The organism is Ruegeria sp. CDSC068, from assembly GCF_059610545.1.
The window spans coordinates 208,962-226,637 of the sequence record NZ_JBXWNV010000006.1 but is presented as its reverse complement, the minus strand read 5'-3'; the positions used below and the strand labels follow the sequence as shown (position 1 = coordinate 226,637).

The 17,676-nt window shown below is 56.1% G+C and carries 21 protein-coding genes; 6 read left to right on the top strand and 15 right to left on the bottom strand.

Features of this window, described 5'->3' with window-relative positions:
• Positions 1-16: 16 nt before the first annotated feature.
• Positions 17-2,203: an excinuclease ABC subunit UvrB gene (gene uvrB, locus AC2FID_RS14265; RefSeq protein ID WP_496837375.1), complete on the top strand. Its 2,187-nt coding sequence runs from the start codon at positions 17-19 to the stop codon at positions 2,201-2,203.
• A gap of 6 nt (positions 2,204-2,209) precedes the next feature.
• Here the strand turns inward: uvrB and AC2FID_RS14260 are convergent, their stop codons facing one another.
• Positions 2,210-3,040 carry a TIR domain-containing protein gene (locus AC2FID_RS14260; RefSeq protein WP_496837374.1) on the bottom strand — a complete coding sequence of 277 codons (831 nt, stop codon included), beginning with the start codon at positions 3,038-3,040 and terminating at the stop codon, positions 2,210-2,212.
• A gap of 221 nt (positions 3,041-3,261) precedes the next feature.
• Here AC2FID_RS14260 and AC2FID_RS14255 point away from each other — a divergent pair, with 221 nt between their 5' ends.
• Positions 3,262-3,969, top strand: coding sequence for an ORF6N domain-containing protein (locus tag AC2FID_RS14255; RefSeq protein ID WP_496837372.1), 708 nt, complete (start codon positions 3,262-3,264; stop codon positions 3,967-3,969).
• Here AC2FID_RS14255 and AC2FID_RS14250 read toward each other — a convergent pair.
• The 3 genes from AC2FID_RS14250 to AC2FID_RS14240 all read right to left on the bottom strand — a co-directional run bounded on the left by AC2FID_RS14250 (position 3,966) and on the right by AC2FID_RS14240 (position 5,063).
• Positions 3,966-4,319 (bottom strand): MmcQ/YjbR family DNA-binding protein, encoded by a 354-nt coding sequence (locus AC2FID_RS14250; protein ID WP_058278708.1) that lies wholly within the window; start codon positions 4,317-4,319, stop codon positions 3,966-3,968. The genes AC2FID_RS14255 and AC2FID_RS14250 overlap by 4 nt on opposite strands.
• Before the next feature lie 50 nt (positions 4,320-4,369).
• On the bottom strand, positions 4,370-4,660 hold the full coding sequence (locus tag AC2FID_RS14245) for a hypothetical protein (protein ID WP_058273445.1): 291 nt from the start codon (positions 4,658-4,660) through the stop codon (positions 4,370-4,372).
• Between the two features lie 97 nt (positions 4,661-4,757).
• Positions 4,758-5,063: an excalibur calcium-binding domain-containing protein gene (locus tag AC2FID_RS14240; RefSeq protein WP_373455756.1), complete on the bottom strand. Its 306-nt coding sequence runs from the start codon at positions 5,061-5,063 to the stop codon at positions 4,758-4,760.
• A 239-nt stretch (positions 5,064-5,302) separates the two neighbouring features.
• Here AC2FID_RS14240 and AC2FID_RS14235 point away from each other — a divergent pair, with 239 nt between their 5' ends.
• A complete protein-coding gene (locus AC2FID_RS14235) occupies positions 5,303-5,806 on the top strand; it encodes a HugZ family pyridoxamine 5'-phosphate oxidase (RefSeq protein WP_496837370.1) in 504 nt (167 codons plus the stop codon).
• On the opposite strand, the gene AC2FID_RS14230 is transcribed toward AC2FID_RS14235, so the two are convergent.
• Positions 5,791-6,198 (bottom strand): universal stress protein, encoded by a 408-nt coding sequence (locus tag AC2FID_RS14230; RefSeq protein WP_496837368.1) that lies wholly within the window; start codon positions 6,196-6,198, stop codon positions 5,791-5,793. The genes AC2FID_RS14235 and AC2FID_RS14230 overlap by 16 nt on opposite strands.
• A 65-nt stretch (positions 6,199-6,263) precedes the next feature.
• Positions 6,264-6,590 (bottom strand): antibiotic biosynthesis monooxygenase family protein, encoded by a 327-nt coding sequence (locus tag AC2FID_RS14225; protein ID WP_058273448.1) that lies wholly within the window; start codon positions 6,588-6,590, stop codon positions 6,264-6,266.
• 122 nt (positions 6,591-6,712) lie between these two features.
• Between AC2FID_RS14225 and AC2FID_RS14220 the strand changes: the two genes are divergently transcribed.
• The gene (locus tag AC2FID_RS14220; protein WP_496756310.1) at positions 6,713-7,396 is read left to right on the top strand and encodes a hypothetical protein; all 684 of its coding nucleotides are present in this window, start codon (positions 6,713-6,715) and stop codon (positions 7,394-7,396) included.
• 21 nt (positions 7,397-7,417) lie between these two features.
• Here the strand turns inward: AC2FID_RS14220 and AC2FID_RS14215 are convergent, their stop codons facing one another.
• The 5 genes from AC2FID_RS14215 to AC2FID_RS14195 all read right to left on the bottom strand — a co-directional run bounded on the left by AC2FID_RS14215 (position 7,418) and on the right by AC2FID_RS14195 (position 13,149).
• Positions 7,418-9,706: a glycosyl hydrolase family 28-related protein gene (locus AC2FID_RS14215; protein ID WP_496837366.1), complete on the bottom strand. Its 2,289-nt coding sequence runs from the start codon at positions 9,704-9,706 to the stop codon at positions 7,418-7,420.
• 135 nt (positions 9,707-9,841) lie between these two features.
• Positions 9,842-10,243, bottom strand: a complete 402-nt coding sequence (locus tag AC2FID_RS14210; RefSeq protein WP_058273450.1) for a DUF4864 domain-containing protein — start codon at positions 10,241-10,243, stop codon at positions 9,842-9,844.
• 48 nt (positions 10,244-10,291) lie between these two features.
• Positions 10,292-11,866 (bottom strand): lysine--tRNA ligase, encoded by a 1,575-nt coding sequence (locus AC2FID_RS14205; RefSeq protein ID WP_282120177.1) that lies wholly within the window; start codon positions 11,864-11,866, stop codon positions 10,292-10,294.
• Positions 11,867-11,987: 121 nt separating this feature from the next.
• A complete protein-coding gene (locus AC2FID_RS14200; protein WP_058273452.1) occupies positions 11,988-12,341 on the bottom strand; it encodes a 4a-hydroxytetrahydrobiopterin dehydratase in 354 nt (117 codons plus the stop codon).
• Between the two features lie 7 nt (positions 12,342-12,348).
• Positions 12,349-13,149: a phenylalanine 4-monooxygenase gene (locus tag AC2FID_RS14195; protein ID WP_496837363.1), complete on the bottom strand. Its 801-nt coding sequence runs from the start codon at positions 13,147-13,149 to the stop codon at positions 12,349-12,351.
• 109 nt (positions 13,150-13,258) lie between these two features.
• On the opposite strand from AC2FID_RS14195, the gene AC2FID_RS14190 reads away from it, so the two are divergent.
• Both AC2FID_RS14190 and AC2FID_RS14185 read left to right on the top strand, forming a co-directional pair.
• On the top strand, positions 13,259-13,726 hold the full coding sequence (locus tag AC2FID_RS14190; protein ID WP_496837362.1) for an Lrp/AsnC family transcriptional regulator: 468 nt from the start codon (positions 13,259-13,261) through the stop codon (positions 13,724-13,726).
• Between the two features lie 81 nt (positions 13,727-13,807).
• Positions 13,808-14,230, top strand: a complete 423-nt coding sequence (locus AC2FID_RS14185; RefSeq protein WP_058273455.1) for a tellurite resistance TerB family protein — start codon at positions 13,808-13,810, stop codon at positions 14,228-14,230.
• A gap of 2 nt (positions 14,231-14,232) precedes the next feature.
• Here the strand turns inward: AC2FID_RS14185 and dacB are convergent, their stop codons facing one another.
• The 4 genes from dacB to AC2FID_RS14165 all read right to left on the bottom strand — a co-directional run bounded on the left by dacB (position 14,233) and on the right by AC2FID_RS14165 (position 17,488).
• A complete protein-coding gene (gene dacB, locus AC2FID_RS14180; protein WP_496837360.1) occupies positions 14,233-15,711 on the bottom strand; it encodes a D-alanyl-D-alanine carboxypeptidase/D-alanyl-D-alanine endopeptidase in 1,479 nt (492 codons plus the stop codon).
• 65 nt (positions 15,712-15,776) lie between these two features.
• Positions 15,777-16,397 carry a nicotinate-nucleotide adenylyltransferase gene (locus AC2FID_RS14175; protein ID WP_282120172.1) on the bottom strand — a complete coding sequence of 207 codons (621 nt, stop codon included), beginning with the start codon at positions 16,395-16,397 and terminating at the stop codon, positions 15,777-15,779.
• A 32-nt stretch (positions 16,398-16,429) separates the two neighbouring features.
• Positions 16,430-16,897, bottom strand: a complete 468-nt coding sequence (locus AC2FID_RS14170; RefSeq protein WP_496837358.1) for an MOSC domain-containing protein — start codon at positions 16,895-16,897, stop codon at positions 16,430-16,432.
• Positions 16,898-16,909: 12 nt separating this feature from the next.
• Positions 16,910-17,488: a hypothetical protein gene (locus tag AC2FID_RS14165; RefSeq protein WP_496837356.1), complete on the bottom strand. Its 579-nt coding sequence runs from the start codon at positions 17,486-17,488 to the stop codon at positions 16,910-16,912.
• Between the last annotated feature and the right edge of the window lie 188 nt (positions 17,489-17,676).

Genomic DNA, 17,676 nt, shown 5'->3' with positions numbered 1-17,676 from the left:
GACCCGGAGCCTGCCTATGCCCTATGCCCATTCCGACAAGACACAGCTGACCGCTGATGACGTTCGCGCGCGCCTGAAACTCGAAGGCGGCAAGCAGTTCGTCATGCATACCGAGTTTGCGCCTGCTGGTGATCAGCCAACTGCGATCAAGGAACTGACCAGCGGTATCTTTGACGGCGAAAGAGAACAGGTTCTGCTGGGCGCGACGGGGACCGGTAAGACGTTCACTATGGCCAAAGTGATCGAAGAAACCCAACGCCCTGCGATCATCCTTGCGCCCAACAAGACGCTGGCGGCCCAGCTTTATGGCGAATTCAAAGGCTTCTTCCCGGAAAACTCGGTCGAATACTTCGTCTCCTACTACGACTATTACCAGCCCGAGGCCTATGTCGCGCGGTCGGATACCTATATCGAGAAAGAATCCCAGATCAACGAACAGATCGACCGGATGCGCCACTCGGCCACCCGCGCGCTGCTGGAACGCGATGACGTGATCATCGTGGCCTCGGTCTCGTGCATCTACGGTATCGGCTCGGTCGAAACTTACGGAGCGATGACGCAGGATCTGAAGGTCGGCAACGAATACGACCAGCGTCAGATCATGGCCGATCTGGTCGCCCAGCAATACCGCCGCAATGATCAGGCGTTTCAGCGCGGTTCGTTCCGGGTTCGGGGCGATTCACTGGAAATCTGGCCTGCTCACCTTGAGGACCGGGCGTGGAAGTTTTCGTTCTTTGGTGAGGAGTTGGAGACTATTACCGAATTCGACCCGCTGACCGGCGAACGCGCCGCGTCGATGGATCAGGTGCGGGTCTATGCGAATTCACACTACGTAACACCGAAACCAACGATGCAGCAGGCGATCATCGGCATCAAAAAGGAACTGCGCATCCGGCTGGATCAACTGGTCGGCGAGGGCAAATTGCTGGAAGCGCAGCGCTTGGAACAGCGTACCAATTTCGATCTGGAAATGCTTGAGGCGACGGGCGTGTGCAACGGGATCGAAAACTACTCCCGCTATCTGACCGGCCGCGCACCGGGGGAACCACCCCCGACCCTGTTCGAATTCATCCCCGACAACGCCATCGTCTTCGCCGATGAATCCCATGTCAGCGTGCCGCAGATCGGCGGCATGTACCGGGGCGACTATCGACGCAAATTCACGCTGGCCGAACACGGGTTCCGCCTGCCGTCCTGCATGGACAACCGCCCCCTCAAGTTCGAGGAATGGGACGCCATGCGCCCGCAATCCGTCTTCGTCTCGGCCACCCCCGCCAAGTGGGAGATCGAACAGACCGGCGGTGTCTTCACCGAACAGGTGATCCGCCCCACAGGCCTGTTGGATCCCGAAGTCGAAATCCGCCCTGTCGGCATGCAGGTCGACGATTTGCTGGACGAAGTGCGCAAGGTCGCCGCCGATGGCTATCGCACGCTGGTCACCACGTTGACCAAACGCATGGCCGAGGACCTGACCGAATACATGCACGAACAGGGCATCAGGGTCCGCTACATGCACTCGGATATCGACACGCTGGAACGCATCGAGATTCTGCGCGACCTGCGTCTGGGGGCGTTTGACGTGCTGATCGGCATTAACTTGCTGCGCGAAGGGCTCGACATCCCCGAATGCGGGCTGGTCGCCATTCTGGACGCCGATAAGGAAGGCTTCCTGCGATCCGAGACCTCACTGGTTCAGACCATCGGCCGCGCCGCACGGAACGCCGACGGGCGGGTGATCATGTATGCCGACAAGATCACCGGCAGCATGGAACGCGCGCTGGATGAAACCAACCGCCGCCGCGCCAAACAGATCGCCTACAACGACGAACACGGCATCACCCCCGCGACGGTGAAGAAGAATGTCGAGGACGTTCTGGCCGGGCTCTATCAGGGCGACGTCGACATGAACCGCGTCACCGCCACCATCGACAAACCGATGCACGGCGCCAACCTCGAGGCGCATCTGGACGGTCTGCGCGACAAGATGCGCAAGGCCGCAGAGAACCTGGAATTCGAAGAGGCCGCCAATATCCGGGATGAGATCAAACGTCTGGAAGCGGTCGACCTCGCCATCGCCGACGACCCCATGGCGCGGCAATGGGCGGTCGAGAAAGCCTCGGAGGATGCGGTGAAATCGCGTGGGCGGTCAACGGCTGGACGGCCGGGGCAGCGGGGTGGGAATGTGAAGAGAAGGAAGCGGTGAGTCGAATTAGTTTCTAGCTCCTAATTCACGTTTTATAGTAGCTAATACGTCGCCAAAGGTTTCTCGTATGTTTCCTTTTGCAAACCGAATTTGTTGTACGCCCGCCAGATTTGAGAACTCTTCACAACCTTTTTCCAATAGAACGATGGCCTTCGTATACCCCAGTTTACCTTGGAACAATCCAGTTTCGTGAACAACATTGGGGCGACTTTGCTGTTTTCCATCGGCCATATCATCCTCAGCCGTATGGACCAAAAATGCCATGTCACTTTGGTCAGCCATTTCTTCCACAATGTCTCTAATAGTATGACCCGCTCTCGCACCGGATTCATAAGCCACAACGTCAATATCATGCATATCACGTAGGTGATCTCTCAGATCCTTCCACTGCGCAGACCTGCCATGTCCTATGAAAACCTTGGTAGGTTTCTTACTGTCGCCTTCTGACGGGAATTCTTCGATGGCAGACTCAGAGACACCTTCCAAAAACTCGGCTATCCTATTGGTTTCCGACGACTTCTCTGTTTCAATCGTAACCACTGTTGAACTGTAGGTAGAGTACCGATCATAGAGTAGCCGAAGATAAATGTTCTCATCTCGGTTGCACCAAGTAAGGTATGCGTAACTGCATTGCTCTCTGTATCTCTGAAAAAAGCTTTCTTCTTGCTCCTCGCCCTCACCAAAGTTGTAGGTTCTCTTACCTATCGTCACTTCAAGTGATATGGCGTCTAACTCTTTATCGGCGGAGCAAAGTTTACTGAGCTTCTCCTTCGCTTGTCTAAGGTGCTCGACCTTAAGTTTTGTATTTTCAAGTCTGATTTTGATTGATTTAACCATTTCGATCTCTTGCCATCATTCAAACCTAAAATGCCAAAAATCACCAATAATTCCAATAGGAAAGCTGCGAATACCAGCATGAATTCTTGGCGCCATCTTTGAACTGTTTCATAATACAGATTGAAATCATTTACCCCGATCCATCCCCAAACTTCCACCTTGCAGCCCAGCGCCCTCTCCTCCACGTTTGAAATCACAAATTGTGATTCCAAACGGTTGCCATGACGAAACCCAATAACCTGCCCAGCACTCATGAAGTCCAAAGCGCCATTCACCGGGTGCGCGGCACTCGCGTGGTGCTGGCCGAGGATCTGGCGCAGTTCTACGGAAAATCCGTCAGCGCCTTCAATCAGGCCGTGTCGCGCAACAAGGACCTGTTCGAGGGTTACCGCTTTCAGCTGTCCGATGCCGAGGTCGCTGATTTGCAATCACAGAATGTGATCTCAAAACCCAAAGGCCGCGGTGGGCGGCGGGTCAACCCGTGGGTCTATACGGATTACGGCGTGGCCATCGCCTCGGCTCTGTTCAAGGACCCGCGCGCCATCAAGATCACAAGGATGATCACCGAGGCCTTTGTCGACGGCGCAAATGCGCTGGCCGAGACCCCGCGCAGCGTACCGGAAATCTTGCCGCCCGAGGACGCCCCTGCCCCGCTGCTGCCCAATGGCGATCAACTGCGTGATCTGGCCGAAAACATCCTCGATTCCGGGCAACAGAGCCTCGTCGACTATATCGCCAACCCCACCACCAAGCGGCAACAGGCGGTGGCGATGATCATGAAAACTCTGGCTGAGACCGCAGGCGAAGAGGTGCGCACCCAGCAGGAACGCCTGCGCCTGCGCATTGCCGAGCGTCTGGCCACCGGTGACTACACGGATGACGGCGACCGAAAACAACTGCTGGAATTGCTGCAGGCGATGAAGGGCTAAACACCCAATTCCGCCCGTAATTTCTTGGTCAGCTTGGCCACGACCAACTCGTAGGACGTCACGATATGCTCGCGCAGCGACGCATCGCTCATCCCGCGTTCGTCATAGACCTGTAGCCATTTCATGCCCCGCGACGCCAGATAAGGCGCTGGGCGGATGCCGGGTTCGCTGCCCAGCACCTCAAAAGCCAGATCGGTCGCTTTGAAAGTGAAAGCATCCTTGCCGTCGTTCCAGCCACAGAGCGCAAAAACCTTGCCGCCTACTTTCCATACATCCGCATTGCCCCATTGCACCACATGGCTGGTGGCTTTGAGGTTGGCACAAAAGCTGTTGAATTCATCGCGGGTCATCAGCCCAATTTTGGCGATTGGGTGTGGTTTGGCAAGCGCTGGGCGAGGTTTTATCCCTTGTCCCAGTGAACCACCACATCAAACCCCGCAGGGGATGGTGGGCCTTCCAGAAATTCGGCGAAATGGCCCCAAAGCTTGGCCACTTTGGATGCGTTTGCGTTTGATGTTTCCTCGCTTTGGACAACTGCGACGACAAATCCGGTGCCGTCCTCGTTCATGACATTGGTAAAGCTGTGCATACCTTCCATGCCCATAATCTGGTCTTTCAGTTCATTCATTTTGGCCTCGGCAGCATCCCGCATGCCAGGCTTCATTTTGAACTGCGTAATACGTGCAAACATGACTTTTCTCCCTTTCAGGGCGAAATCCCCCACTGACGGCCGAATTGGCGCGTCACGTGTACTATAGCATAGATTTGAATGTTTCGGGTCGAGGTGATCAGGGCCGGACGAACTTGGCCGTACCCACCTGCCGCTGAGGCGCCGCCGCAGCTGGTTGAGGGTCCGCAGCCGGTTGGGGAGTTGCGAACTGAGGAGCCGTCGCCCCGCAGGCAACACCATCTCCATCCGTATCGTTGCGCGCGTGATATCCCGGCTCACCGTCCCAGTACGGCCCGGGTACAAGCGCTTCGGCGGCCTGACAACCAGCCAACGCTACCAAATGCAAAAGGGCATCGGGACTTTCGAATTCGGATGTTCGCAAAAAGACACCCACCGCGATCGCCGCGGTGGTGGCGGGCAACATGAGGATCATGAAAATGATGCGTACAGGCGACAACGCTCGTCTGCGCAGCGCATCCGCGCGCCGATGCCGCGCTGCGGCTCTTTGGTTTTTCTTATTCGAGCCCTGCTCGGAATCATTGAGAACCATATCGGAGACTTAAACCGGCTTTGCGGCAAAATCGAGACCTGTACGACCCCTCGCGCACAGGTCGCAATACGGATAATGTTGCACCCGAATGAACGCCCAAGGCTGAGACACCAATGACCAACACCGATCCGTACCGCCCGGTTGATGACACAGCCTGCCAAATGGCCCGCAACCTGATCGAAAACGCGCCGTTCGGCGCGCTGGCCGTGCTGCGCCCAGATAGTGCGTTTCCTTCTGTGTCGCGCGTGGCACTAGCAACGGATGGTCAGGGGCATCCGGTCACGTTGATCTCAACCCTGGCCGACCACACCCGGGCACTGACCACCAATCCGGCCTGCGCCCTGTTGATTGGTGAACCCGGTGATAAAGGCGATCCGTTGACGCACCCAAGGTTGACGCTACACGCCATCGCGCAGTTCGTCGTCAGAGAGACAGAGAAACACACCGCGCTGCGCGCGCGTTATCTGAGCCTTCGCCCCAAGGCCAAGCTCTATGCGGACTTCACCGATTTCGGGTTCGTCACGTTCACCATTTCCGATGCAGTTTTGAACGGCGGCTTTGGCAAGGCATGGCGCCTTGCCCCAACCGACATTTGGCCCGATCAGCGCACCACATGAACGGCGCAGGCCGCATGGCGCACGACGTGGTTGGTCGTAGAACCCAGCAACAGATCCTGCATCCCCGGACGGTGAGATGCCATGATGATCAGGTCAGGCTTATGTTCGACTGCCCAGTCAAGAATTGTCCGCCCCGAATGACCCTCGACCAGAACACCTTTGGCGTTGGGCAGTTTTTCCGCAAGCGCGTCCAGTTCCATCTGCAGCGCCTTGCGAGCTTCGGCCAGATACTCGGGCGGCATGTAAGAAATGGCGTAGCTTGGAATATGCTCGACCACGTGCAGCAACGTGACCTGTGCATCCGATGTCGCCAGTATTTCGGCCAGCTTCAACGGCCCAGAGGTATCCCTTTCGGCATCAAAGGAAATGGGGACAAGAATATTGTGATACATGACGCGCACCTCCGTTTTCACGCCTGAACCCTGCACCATCTCAGGCTGTTAGGCATTGATTCAGATCAGGCTCCACCAAAGGTCCCGGCCACCTCATACATCACCGGCTCAAAACTTTTGCACAGCTCGTTAATCTGCCGATTGCGGTTGCGCATTTCCGTGGTGCGCAGCATAGCCAGAAAATCCTCGCGGCGTTCCCATTGCGAATAGTTGGCGATCCGCGTCTGCGCGTCATTCACGTGCAGTCCCGCGGCGACAAATCCGGGCTGTTTTGAGATGAATTCCGCATAAGCATCCGTCAGAGCTTCCAGCAGGTCCTGGCAGGTGCCGGGCGTCATTTCAAAGGTCGTGATAACTGTCTGGACGCTGGTGTCTTTGGCAATCTTCGGCATCTGGATTCTCCTCTATCTGTTTCAAACCTAACATAGGTTTTGAAAAGGTCTTGTGTTTCCTTTGCCATTCAGCGGCATGAAGTTCCTGCAGAATTGGGCCAAATCCTAACGATCCGTTAACCATGCTAACAGATGCTGCGCGCATGCGCCGGGTTTCGATCCTTCTGATTTTGCTCTTAGCAGCCTCGCCAGCCTGGTCTGGTGCTTGGTTGCGGGATAAGGGCGCATCTTTTGCATCGACTGCCGTAACGGCGTTTAAGGAACCGGATTACGGATACGACTACAAAGGGTCATTTTATGCTGAGTACGGGTTGCGAGAGAAGCTAACCCTTGGCCTGGACGTTGAAGAGCACCGCGACATTTATGGTCATGCTCTGGTGTTTGCCCGCTTGCCTGTCGCCGAATTCGAAAAGGCAGGGCGCTTTGCTGCCGAGATTGCAATCGGAGCCCATCATCGCCAGATGCGAGCCTGGGCCTTGTACAAAGCCACGCTTTCGTACGGCAAGGGGTTTCAAACCGGCTGGGGCAATGGCTGGATCGCCATTGATGCTGCGCTGGAGTTTCGAACGCATGATGCGGTATATCGCAAGTTGGACCTTACTGCAGGCCTGTCATCCCCGCGGCTTATTAACCCCCTGCTGCAGATCGAAACCGCGTACCAAAGCGACCAACCCCTGCACTGGAGGATCAAGCCTTCGATCATGATCCGCACCAAGGACAGCCCCACCACGTGGGTTCTAGGCTTGGAGCGCAATGATGCCCGCAAAAATACGGGCATCAGGCTGGCAATCTGGAATACGTTCTAGATCGCCTGCGGCACGCGCCGCTTAGTATTCCATACGCATGACGGCCGACACCGATCCGCTGGCAGGCAAAGGCCAACGTAGTTGGATAGTGTCTTGATTTGCGCCCTGCTCTAGCTCGACATAGGGCGTGGCGTGAACGATCTGCCCACCCGCATTTCTGAGCGGCCCCAACACCGTAACCGCATCGCACCCGCGGGCCTTGCCGCCAAAGGGCAACCGGCCGTCAGAAGGAATGGTCCAAACCGAGGATGCCGATTGTTGCGAGCGTCGGATCCGCAACGGGTTTTCCACCTTTGCGTTGATGCCATTGAACGTGTTGTCTTCGAAAATCACGTTCAGATGCGCCGAATGGTTCAGATCGGCAAAACTAGTATCTACCCGGTCGGCCCGGTCGATGCGACCACTGCTTGAACGGAATTTGTTCCCGGTCACGACCACTCCGTTCAAATAGTGCCCGGCTCCATGAGGGCGAATGACAATCTGACTGAACCACGGTGCGACTTCGCTGGCATAAAAGATGTTGTCCGAAATGGTCATCGAACTGAAGGAATACCCGCTCGTGTAGACCGGGTTTGCATCCCGTTCATTGGTCCATTCGACAAAGCAGTTATCGACATAATTCTCGGAAATGGTCGAGCTGTTATAGGTCCCGGTCATGATCAACCCGGCGCTGCGGATACCCTGCGGGATGCTGTCACCCTGGAAAAAGTGGTTGCCTAAGATCAGGTTGTTGGATCCGGCCAACACAGCAAAATGCAGGAACCGCACGGCGCGATTGTGTCGCAGTTTGATATCGTTTGCATTGGCATTCAACGCGATGGATTTGCGGTCAGACACGTTGAAGGATTCTTCGGTCGACAGGAACTGGCAATTGTCGATCAACATCCCCTGACATCCGGTTCCGTGCGAGCTGATGCCGCGATCTTTGGGCCGGCTGATAAAGCAATTCGTCACCGCAAAAGTACTGCCGGACGGCGCAAGCCGGATTGCGCTGCTGCGACCGTTGCACTGAAATTCGATCTCTTCCATGCCAAATTTGCGCAACGTACTGAAACCGCTGAAATCCAACAGGTATTTGAACGACTGAAACGTGAAGGTTTGCGTCCCCGCCGCATCATAGAGCGGGTCATTCAGCCTGATCTCTCCGGCACCGACATCCTTGGAGCGCACATAGATTTCGCGCCCAACACCATTGCCCTGCACCAGCGCGCCAACCGGAATGTTGGCGATGTTCTCCACATTAGTCAGCTTGGTCGAATCCGCCGGGTTGTAGGTTGCGACCGAGGTGAAGGTTTCGGTATCCCAGGCCGAGCTGCTTTTGACATCGAACTGCCCGTTACGGATGATGCGCCGGGTCGAAAAACCGCCCTGCCGGTTCGGAACGGCAGCGGCCATGTCAATTGGCGCTGTGACCGAGATTTTGCGCCCGCCCATGTCGAGCGATTCATGATCCGAATTGTTCAACAACGCCTGAAACGCTTTTTTGAACGCCAGCTCCTCGTCCCCGAATGCTGCGATGTAAGCCGGAAGGTCGAAATTCTTTGTCAGCAACAACATCTTGTCGTCGGGCATGATGATTGTGCCCTCGAAATCCATCTCGGACGACATCGACGTGTTCTGCGCCAGCAAATAAGTGCCTTTCGGGACATAAATCCTGCGACCGCCAGCGGCCTGGTCCGCTGCTTCGAACGCTACGGAATCGTCGACGACGCCATCGCCGATTGCACCATAGTCACGCACGTCGACAGTGCTGATCATCTCGCGCAGAAAAATGCTGGTGACATCGGTGATCTCGATATCATCAACCCGAATGACCGAACCGTTTGCTCCGTCAATGTTCAAACCAAAATGCCCATAAAGTGCCGCGACGCCCCAAGGCATATCAACACCGGAGCGTTTGCCATTGCCAACGATGGCCGTGATTTCATGCACGGTGCCGTAACCCGAAAGCTGCGTGACCGGCCCCTGATCGACCACACCGGTTACCTGCTGGTCCCCGGTCCCGCCCGCCCAAGCCGCAATACGAACCTGCGGCAAGGGACCGCTGATAGCTTTGACCCGCGCCTTGATTTGCAAATAGCATCCCGGGATCAGGGGCGTCTGTCCCATATAGCGAAGCTGTTGCGTGGCCTGCACCTTCAGGATTTCCAGACAACCGCCAAAATCCGGATCCGCCGGAACAAATGCCCCGTTCGGTGCGCCGTCATAGGTTGGCGAACCTGGTGTCCCGTCGCCTCTGGACCAGACGCTCAGACCATTCGCGAAAGCAGGCGGCATGAAGACGATGCCGTCGGTGATTGCCTTGTTCATAGAGATCCCTTTCCCAATCGCGCGCAGTAGGTCACCACGCGCACAAACCCAGTGTCCGGGGCTGCCCGAACGCAAAAGCCTGAGTACCGAATAGGGATTAACCGCCGCTCATGTCACCGTAACGGTGGTGTTGCGTCATGCAGCCGGATCTGAATTTCCCAGAAGCTGCACACCATTGATCTTCCAGCCGTTTTCTTGCTGGACCATCTGATAGTCCAAAACGTGCACTTGCCCGTTGCTATCCGTGATCATGACCTTCTGCCACAATGCACCAGCAACCTCTCGCAGCTCCAGAAAGCGAACATCAGCAGGTCTCCAAACCATGGGATAGCCATTGCGGACCATGGCTCCGAAGTTCTCGGGCGTCCCAAAAAAGTTCTGGATGTTGGGACTTGCAAAGGTAAAGGCCGTGACAAAGTCATCTGCCTTAAACGCCTGTATTTGCGCCGCAATATTTGCCTCAATCTCGGCATTTTGGGCAAACGCGCCCGAGGCCAGTCCGGCACTGAGTGATACAGCAAGTAGTAAACGACGCATGGGGCCACCTCCTGTTGAAAGAGTAGCCCCATGCGGTTTCAGGTCAAATCAGGCCAGATCCCCGACCAAAGCCTTGTCGATCAGTGCGATGGTTTCGGGCACGCCGTAAAGGGCGATAAACCCGCCAAAGCGTGGACCCTGCGAGGCACCCAGCAGCACCTCATAAAGCGCAGTGAACCAACCGCGCATCGGGTCGAACCGTTCCCGCCCGACGGAATAAACCACCGACTGCAGCGCCTCGTCCTCGACCGGGCCATCATAGGCCTCAAGCGCGGCTTTCAAAGCCTCCAGCGCTTCGCGTTCCTGATCGTTCGGCGCGCGGTGCTGGCGGGTGGGTTTGACAAAATCGTTGAAGTAACGCACGGCAAAGCCCGCAGCCTGATCCAGGTCAGGATGGGTGTCGGGCGTGGCTTCGGGCGCATAGCGACGGATAAAGCCCCACAGCGCCTCTTTGTCCTCGGCCCCGGACACAGACGCAAGGTTCAGCAGCATCGCGAATGGCACGATCAGGGTGGATTCCGGAACGTTCCCGCCGTGAATGTGCCAGACGGGATTGTTCAGCTGTGCCTTCAGATCCTGCCCAGGATACGCTCGCAATTGCTGATGATATTCATCATATGCCTTCGGGATCACATCAAAATGCATACGCTTGGCCGTCTTGGGCTTTTGATACATGAAGTAAGTCAGGCTTTCGGTCGGCGCATAGGTCAGCCATTCGTCGATCGACACACCATTGCCCGAAGATTTGGAAATCTTCTGACCGTTTTCGTCCAGGAACAGCTCATACGAGAAATGCTCGGGCGCGCGGCCACCCAGCGCACGACAGATCGCGTCGTATATCTTTTCGTTCGTGGCGTGTTCCTTGCCGTACATCTCAAAATCGACACCCAAAGCAGCCCAGCGCGCGCCGAAATCCGGTTTCCACTGCAGCTTGACGTGGCCGCCTGTGACCGGAACGGTCCATTCCTTGCCCGTTTCATCGTCAAAGGTCACGGTGTAGGTCTCTGCACAGACCTTTTTCATCGGCACATACATGACCCGCCCGCTTTCGGGGTGCAGTGGCAGGAAGATCGAATAGGTCTGCTTACGTTCGTCACGCAGGCTTTTGAGCATGATCGCCATGATCTCGTCATAACGCTCAACCGCACGCTTCAGGATCTCGTCAAACCGTCCGGATTCGTAGAATTCCTTGGCCGAGTAGAACTCATACTCGAACCCAAAGGTATCAAGGAACCTTCGCAGCATCGCGTTGTTATGTTCGCCAAAGCTGTCATGCGTGCCAAACGGATCCGGCACCGAGGTCAATGGACGCTGCAAGTGCTGTTCTAGAATCTCTGGGTTTGGCACATTGGTTGGCACCTTGCGCATGCCGTCCAAATCATCCGAGAAACAGATCAGTTTGGTCGGGATGTCCGACAGCGCCTCGAATGCACGTTTAACCATCGTGGTCCGCGCAACTTCGCCAAACGTGCCGATATGCGGCAGACCCGAAGGGCCATAACCTGTTTCAAACAGAACGTATCCCTTTTCCGGAGCCCCTTTCTGATAGCGTTTGAGCAACCGGCGCGCCTCTTCGAAAGGCCAGGCCTTGGACGACATTGCGGTTTCACGCAGTTCAGACATCAGATTTGCTCCATCGGGAAAAACAGTGCCAGTCGCCCCATGCAACCGACCGACCCCTCCTATTGTGCCGGTGCAGCATGAGTCAATAAAGCGCGCTGTTTTTCCTGATGGATTGGCCGATTTAAGCGATCAACTGATCTAGTTTAGCAGCCCAGATAAAGTCGTTCTCACTCAGTCCACCGATTTCATGGGTCGTCAGTTTGACGTCCACATATCCCCAACCGAAGCTGACATCAGGATGATGCCCTTGCTGATCAGCCAACCACGCACAAAGATTTGCTAGATACGTTGCTTTGGCAAAACCCTTGAACTTGAAATGCCTGCTCAGCATCTTTGCACCTGCATCCAAATGCCAATCATCGGAAAGCTCGACCATGTGGTTGTCAGCCTCATCGCGCGTTAAAGCCGGGACGCCGCCGGAACAAGGAACACAGGTACGGTCCGATAGGCTGCAGGTTTCTCCTGTTAATGACATGATCCGTTCACTCCGCTGCGGTTACTTTTTCCGGAAACTTGTTCGGCAGCAACCCAAGGGTTTGTGCCCTGCGCACATCCGCCAACAGGTCACGATCGGCGGCTGCGAACAACTCCTCAGGCGAGTCTAGCACGAAATAGCCCATCTGGTGCATGTCGATCCGATAGGGGGTACGCAGAATCGTCATGACATCGAACCGGTTCCGGTCGGGGATGTCACTCTCGACAGCATAGACAAGCTCGGTCGGCGAAGACGCAAGTCCGGATCCAAGCGCCTTGATGTTACCATCCTGAAGGCGCAACCCGAACTCGATCGAGAACCAATATAGTCGGATTAGCCATGAGTAGTCTTTCTCACCGGCCTGAACCCCGGCTTTTCCGATGGCGTGGCTAAAGGCTGCAAAGCGGGGATCGCTCAGCAGAGGTGTATGGCCGAAAATCTCATGAAAAATGTCCGGTTCTTCGATATAGTCGAAATCCTCGCGCGACCGGATAAAGGATGCCGCGGGAAACACCCGGTCCGCCAACATGCCAAAAAAAGTCTTGAACCCGATCAGCGCAGGCACCGGTTGCACCCGCCAGCCGGTCATATCCAAAAGCCGCTCAGAGATATCGGCGCAGGACGGCACGGTGGCTTTTGGCAGGTCCAGCCGCTGCAGCCCGTCCAAGTAGTCCCGCGCCATATAGCGCTGAACGTTTTCCTCTTGCGCCGCGTAGAGGTCGGCCCAAACAGCATCCTCTTCCGGCGTATACGCGATATGGCCGCGCGCATCGGCAACCTTTGCGGCGTATTTGGTCGACTTGGGCATCACTTTTCCTCCCTTATGAAAAGAATACGCCCTCTGATTGAAAAATTTGATTTGGATTAACGGTAAAGCTCCAGTAATTTGGCAAATACATATCATTGAGTCATGATTTATGAGACAAACACTTCAATCCGCCGATATCGCCATATTGCAAGAACTTCAGAAGGATGGCCGTCAATCCATGCAGGACCTTGCGGATCGCACGGGGTTATCCGCTTCGCAGTGCTGGCGGCGTGTGCGTGACCTTGAGGCCGCTGGTATGATTTCCGGCTATACCGCGCAGATACGCGCCAAGTCTGTTGGGTTGAACGCCATAGCCTACGTTCACGTAGCTTTGCGCGAGCATCAGGAGGACAGCATCAACGCGTTCCTGCGCCTGATTGAAACCGAACCTCAGATCGTCGAGTGTGCCTCAATCACAGGGGATCACGATTTCATACTGAAAGTCTATGCCAAGACGCCGGAAGAGCTTGAGCACTTCATTATGCAGCGACTATTGAAATCCGGCCTTGTGCGCGACACACGCAGCAATTTTGTATTGCGGCAAACCAAAACGCGCGGTCCTTTGCCCATTCTCTAGCCTCGCCGAAGCGAAACCCGTTGAACCTGCCCGCTTGCCCACCTATCGTGCTGACGCAGAAAGCCTAATCAGGACGACACCATGACCGAACAAGTACCCCATCCAATGTCCCCACAGGATTGCCTTGTTGCGATCATGGTTGCGATCTCTGCGTCTGATGAGACCATCCGCACCGCTGAGCTGGTCAAGATCGAAGGCGCGGTCAATATGCTGCCGGTTTTTGCCGAGTATGACATCGACCGAACCCGCCGCGTTTCGCAAACTGTGTTTGACCTGTTTGAACAAGAAGACGGGCTGGATGCGCTGTTCGGCCTGATCCGCGACAATCTGCCCGAACGGCTGAACGAAACCGCCTATGCACTGGCCTGTGATGTGGCCGCCGCCGACGGCTCGCTGGCGGAATCCGAGCTGCGCTTGCTTGAAGAAATTCGTTACGAGCTGAGCATTGATCGCCTGCATGCCGCCGCGATCGAACGCGGTGCGCGGGCACGTCACACCACCTGATCTTAGCTTCCGGCCATAGACCCCCAGCGCTCGATCAGAGCGCGTTGGAGTTTGCGCGAGCGATTGTTCCAGCTTCGCGCGCCTTGCGGTCGTTCGCGCTGCGCGCGCGGGATCGTGGCCCGATGGTCGACATCGGCGGTGAAAATGGCAAAGGCCAATTCGGAGCCGTCCGGCGTTGTGATGAAACCGCCAAGACCAGAAACAAAATTCAGCGTACCGGTCTTGGCATCGACCTTGATCGGGTGATCTTTGACCGGCCGCCCCTGACTGTCCGCAAGGGTGAATTTTTTCAGCAATGGTTTCAATGAGTCCGCTTGTTTCGCCGCGACCAGTGCTGTCACCAAAGCGCCCGGTGCCATTCGGGACGCATCGCTTAGACCCGAGTGGTCCACCATCGCGATCCCCGTTACGCCATATGTCTCGGTCGCCCAACGGTTCATTTCGGCCGCAGAATCCGCCAAGGTTTGCAGATTTGCACCGCGCGCTTGCGAGGCCGCCATACCAACCATCTCAGCCGTCAGGTTGGTCGAGTACTTCAACATGCCGCGCAAGATACTGTCCAGCGGATCACTGTGATGCACCACAAGCAAGGTTCCCTTCGGCGCTTCGCGCATGACCTGTACGCGACCCAACTGGATCCCATTCGCGCGCGCCAGCGTCCTGAACACATCCCCCGCATAAAGCGCAGGCTTGCGCACCGGCAACCACCGCGCCCCACCAGTCCCAAGCGCCCCTTGCGCCACGGTCCAGCGGTCCTGCCGCGCGCTGGATTCATAGGTGTAGATAGGCGCTTTTCGTTTCTCAATCTGCATAGAGGCCACATCGACCGACGGTTTGTACCGCGCGCTGCGCGCATCCATGGACACGTCATAACGGGTACCATCACGTTTCCACTCAAAGTGCACCCGGTTGAAATTCAACGATATGCCGCTGATGGAAGGGCTATAGCCCAAATGATCCGGCTGCCCCGGATCGATGCTGAACACATAAGGCAGCGCCCCCTCGTATACTTTGAACGCACCCTGAACCTCGGAAATCCCAGCCTCGCGCAGATTGGCTGCCATATTGGCCAACGCATCGGTGTCCAGCAGCGGGTCGCCACCTCCCACAAGGATCAAGTCACCTTTCAGGATACCATTTTCGATCGGTCCATCCGCCATCAGGGCGGTCTCGAACCGGTAGTCCGATCCCAAGACATCCAACGCATAAAGAGCTGTCAACGCCTTGGCAACGCTTGCCGGCGGCAGCCCCTGATTGCCACTGTACTCTTCCAGCTGCGTTCCCGTTGTTGCATCCGCCACCGCGAACACCACCTCACCACGCAACCCGGCCGCTTGGACAAGCCGCTCGACCCCGGTCGGTACGTCGCCGCGCAATTGAGGGCGCAACGAGACCAAAGGCGCCTCGGCCAGCACAGCAGAGGGGATCAAAGTCGCCCCCAGCCCTGCTAAAAATCCACGTCGAGAAAATCGATCAGTCATAAGTCGAATAAAATCTCACAGATTAAATACGCACAACCACAGATATGGATTATGCGCGCATGGGGCTATTCCGGCAACACCTCAGCGCCCCAACCACCGCGCTCCCGGATTTGGCTGGAACTTACATCGACCATCGGTACGTTCACGAAACACCAAGCGGGCGCATCGGCGCGCCCCAACAGACGCCGCGCCTGCCCATCTATGCGGTACTTGGCATAAAGCCGCGCAGCCGGGGACATCCGCGCAGAAATCCGGTCGCCGGGGCGCGCAATCACACCCACAGGCACGCTGTCCATGATCAACCGCCAATCTTTCCACTTATGGAACTGCGCCAGATTATCCGCGCCCATGATCCAGACAAACCGCACTTTGGGATAAAGACGCCGCAGTTCGGCCAACGTATCCGCCGTTGCCCTTGTCCCCGTTAACGCCTCAATGTCCGTCACTTCGACCCCGGGGTGCTGCATCAGAGTCCGCGCCGCCGCCATTCGCTGCTCAAGAGGCGCAGGACCTCGTTCCTTCAATGGGTTGCCCGGAGACACCAGCCACCACACCCGATCCAGCCCAAACGCCTTCATCGCCTCGAGCGTGACATGCACATGCCCCTGGTGCGGCGGGTCAAACGACCCACCGAACAGCCCGATGACCTGCCCGGGCCGCGCGTATGGAATGCTAAAACGATCCATGCCTTGCTGATGTTCAGAACTGGACAACGTTGTCAATCAACCGGTTGAACCTCATCGCCCAACGTGACTCGCCCCGGCCGCACCACCTCGGCGCACCACCCACCATGCCCCCGCACGGCGGAATAGCCGCCTTTGCCCAGCGCCTCCTCCATCCGGCTGCACGGCGCGCAGATAACGGTAAAACGCAGAACGGCCTCGCCTACCTGCACCTCACGCCCCTTGAGCGCCGCCAGATTGATCCCTGACACCACCAGATTGCGACGCAGGATGTCCGGAGTAACCGGCCCCTGCCCAAGATATGACCCAATCGCCGCGAGATGCTCCTGCTGGACCAGCGTCACCGCCCGCTTGCCTGCGCGGCCCCGGTCGCCTTCAAGCCCATTGGTGGAGATCATGCCTTCCTTAACCGCGACCATCTCCGCACGACGCTCAGGTCGCAGACCGATCCAGCCAATACGGCCAGGTTTGCACCAGTTGGATATCAATACACTCAGGGACAAATAACCTCCGATTTATCCGTTCATACATGTTTTGAATTCGGCGGATTCAGCAATCTCTTTCAGCGGCAAAAACGGAACATCGCTTTCGACAATACACTTAATATGAAGCTTGGAATCCGCTGACTGCTGCTTCCATTCAATCTGAGGATAATTAACGCTCTTTGGCAATTCCAACTTCGGTTCGATGAAAAATTCCAAGTATGCCAAATAGACTTGAGCTCTGATCTCATCACCAGTCAAGGCTACATATTTAAGCATCTGGTGCAAAAGTGACTTTTTGAGCTGTCGGTAGTCTTCGGTCAGTGCGAACTTTTCCTCGATATTTGCAAGTGATTGAATGAACTTAAAGGTAACATAGTACCTGATATCGTGATCTGACGCATTCGAAACACTAAGCATAGTCAAAATACCTGCAGAAGCAAAATCACCCCCTTCGATTTGAGACGTCGACATCTGCGCCACATTGTATGTTGAGCAATAAGTTGCGTCTTTGTACGCCTTACAGTCCGGCAAATTTTCAGCACGAGCCGCCATTGAACTGATCGCGCCGAAAGCAAAAAAAGCCATCGAAATTATCACATAACTGCTCATCTTCTTTTACCAATCTCCCGTTTGGGTTGTGTGTATACAGCAATCCTTACAGAGGAAATCCCCAGCACCCGGAACCCGCTGGTTTTAACCACTGGACACTACGTCCCTGCAAACTGTGCAGACGGCTTCATCCGGCCTGATTGTTCATGATTGCCCCCATCCCAACCATCCGCTATCACACCGCCCAA

Excerpts from the sequence above, each read along its gene's own strand:
- uvrB (WP_496837375.1), top strand. The coding sequence starts at position 17 with ATGCCCTATGCCCATTCCGACAAGACACAGCTGACCGCTGATGACGTT.
- AC2FID_RS14260 (WP_496837374.1), bottom strand. The coding sequence starts at position 3,040 with ATGGTTAAATCAATCAAAATCAGACTTGAAAATACAAAACTTAAGGTC.
- AC2FID_RS14255 (WP_496837372.1), top strand. The coding sequence starts at position 3,262 with ATGACGAAACCCAATAACCTGCCCAGCACTCATGAAGTCCAAAGCGCC.
- AC2FID_RS14250 (WP_058278708.1), bottom strand. The coding sequence starts at position 4,319 with ATGACCCGCGATGAATTCAACAGCTTTTGTGCCAACCTCAAAGCCACC.
- AC2FID_RS14245 (WP_058273445.1), bottom strand. The coding sequence starts at position 4,660 with ATGTTTGCACGTATTACGCAGTTCAAAATGAAGCCTGGCATGCGGGAT.
- AC2FID_RS14240 (WP_373455756.1), bottom strand. The coding sequence starts at position 5,063 with ATGTTGCCCGCCACCACCGCGGCGATCGCGGTGGGTGTCTTTTTGCGA.
- AC2FID_RS14235 (WP_496837370.1), top strand. The coding sequence starts at position 5,303 with ATGACCAACACCGATCCGTACCGCCCGGTTGATGACACAGCCTGCCAA.
- AC2FID_RS14230 (WP_496837368.1), bottom strand. The coding sequence starts at position 6,198 with ATGTATCACAATATTCTTGTCCCCATTTCCTTTGATGCCGAAAGGGAT.
- AC2FID_RS14225 (WP_058273448.1), bottom strand. The coding sequence starts at position 6,590 with ATGCCGAAGATTGCCAAAGACACCAGCGTCCAGACAGTTATCACGACC.
- AC2FID_RS14220 (WP_496756310.1), top strand. The coding sequence starts at position 6,713 with ATGCTAACAGATGCTGCGCGCATGCGCCGGGTTTCGATCCTTCTGATT.
- AC2FID_RS14215 (WP_496837366.1), bottom strand. The coding sequence starts at position 9,706 with ATGAACAAGGCAATCACCGACGGCATCGTCTTCATGCCGCCTGCTTTC.
- AC2FID_RS14210 (WP_058273450.1), bottom strand. The coding sequence starts at position 10,243 with ATGCGTCGTTTACTACTTGCTGTATCACTCAGTGCCGGACTGGCCTCG.
- AC2FID_RS14205 (WP_282120177.1), bottom strand. The coding sequence starts at position 11,866 with ATGTCTGAACTGCGTGAAACCGCAATGTCGTCCAAGGCCTGGCCTTTC.
- AC2FID_RS14200 (WP_058273452.1), bottom strand. The coding sequence starts at position 12,341 with ATGTCATTAACAGGAGAAACCTGCAGCCTATCGGACCGTACCTGTGTT.
- AC2FID_RS14195 (WP_496837363.1), bottom strand. The coding sequence starts at position 13,149 with ATGCCCAAGTCGACCAAATACGCCGCAAAGGTTGCCGATGCGCGCGGC.
- AC2FID_RS14190 (WP_496837362.1), top strand. The coding sequence starts at position 13,259 with ATGAGACAAACACTTCAATCCGCCGATATCGCCATATTGCAAGAACTT.
- AC2FID_RS14185 (WP_058273455.1), top strand. The coding sequence starts at position 13,808 with ATGACCGAACAAGTACCCCATCCAATGTCCCCACAGGATTGCCTTGTT.
- dacB (WP_496837360.1), bottom strand. The coding sequence starts at position 15,711 with ATGACTGATCGATTTTCTCGACGTGGATTTTTAGCAGGGCTGGGGGCG.
- AC2FID_RS14175 (WP_282120172.1), bottom strand. The coding sequence starts at position 16,397 with ATGGATCGTTTTAGCATTCCATACGCGCGGCCCGGGCAGGTCATCGGG.
- AC2FID_RS14165 (WP_496837356.1), bottom strand. The coding sequence starts at position 17,488 with ATGAGCAGTTATGTGATAATTTCGATGGCTTTTTTTGCTTTCGGCGCG.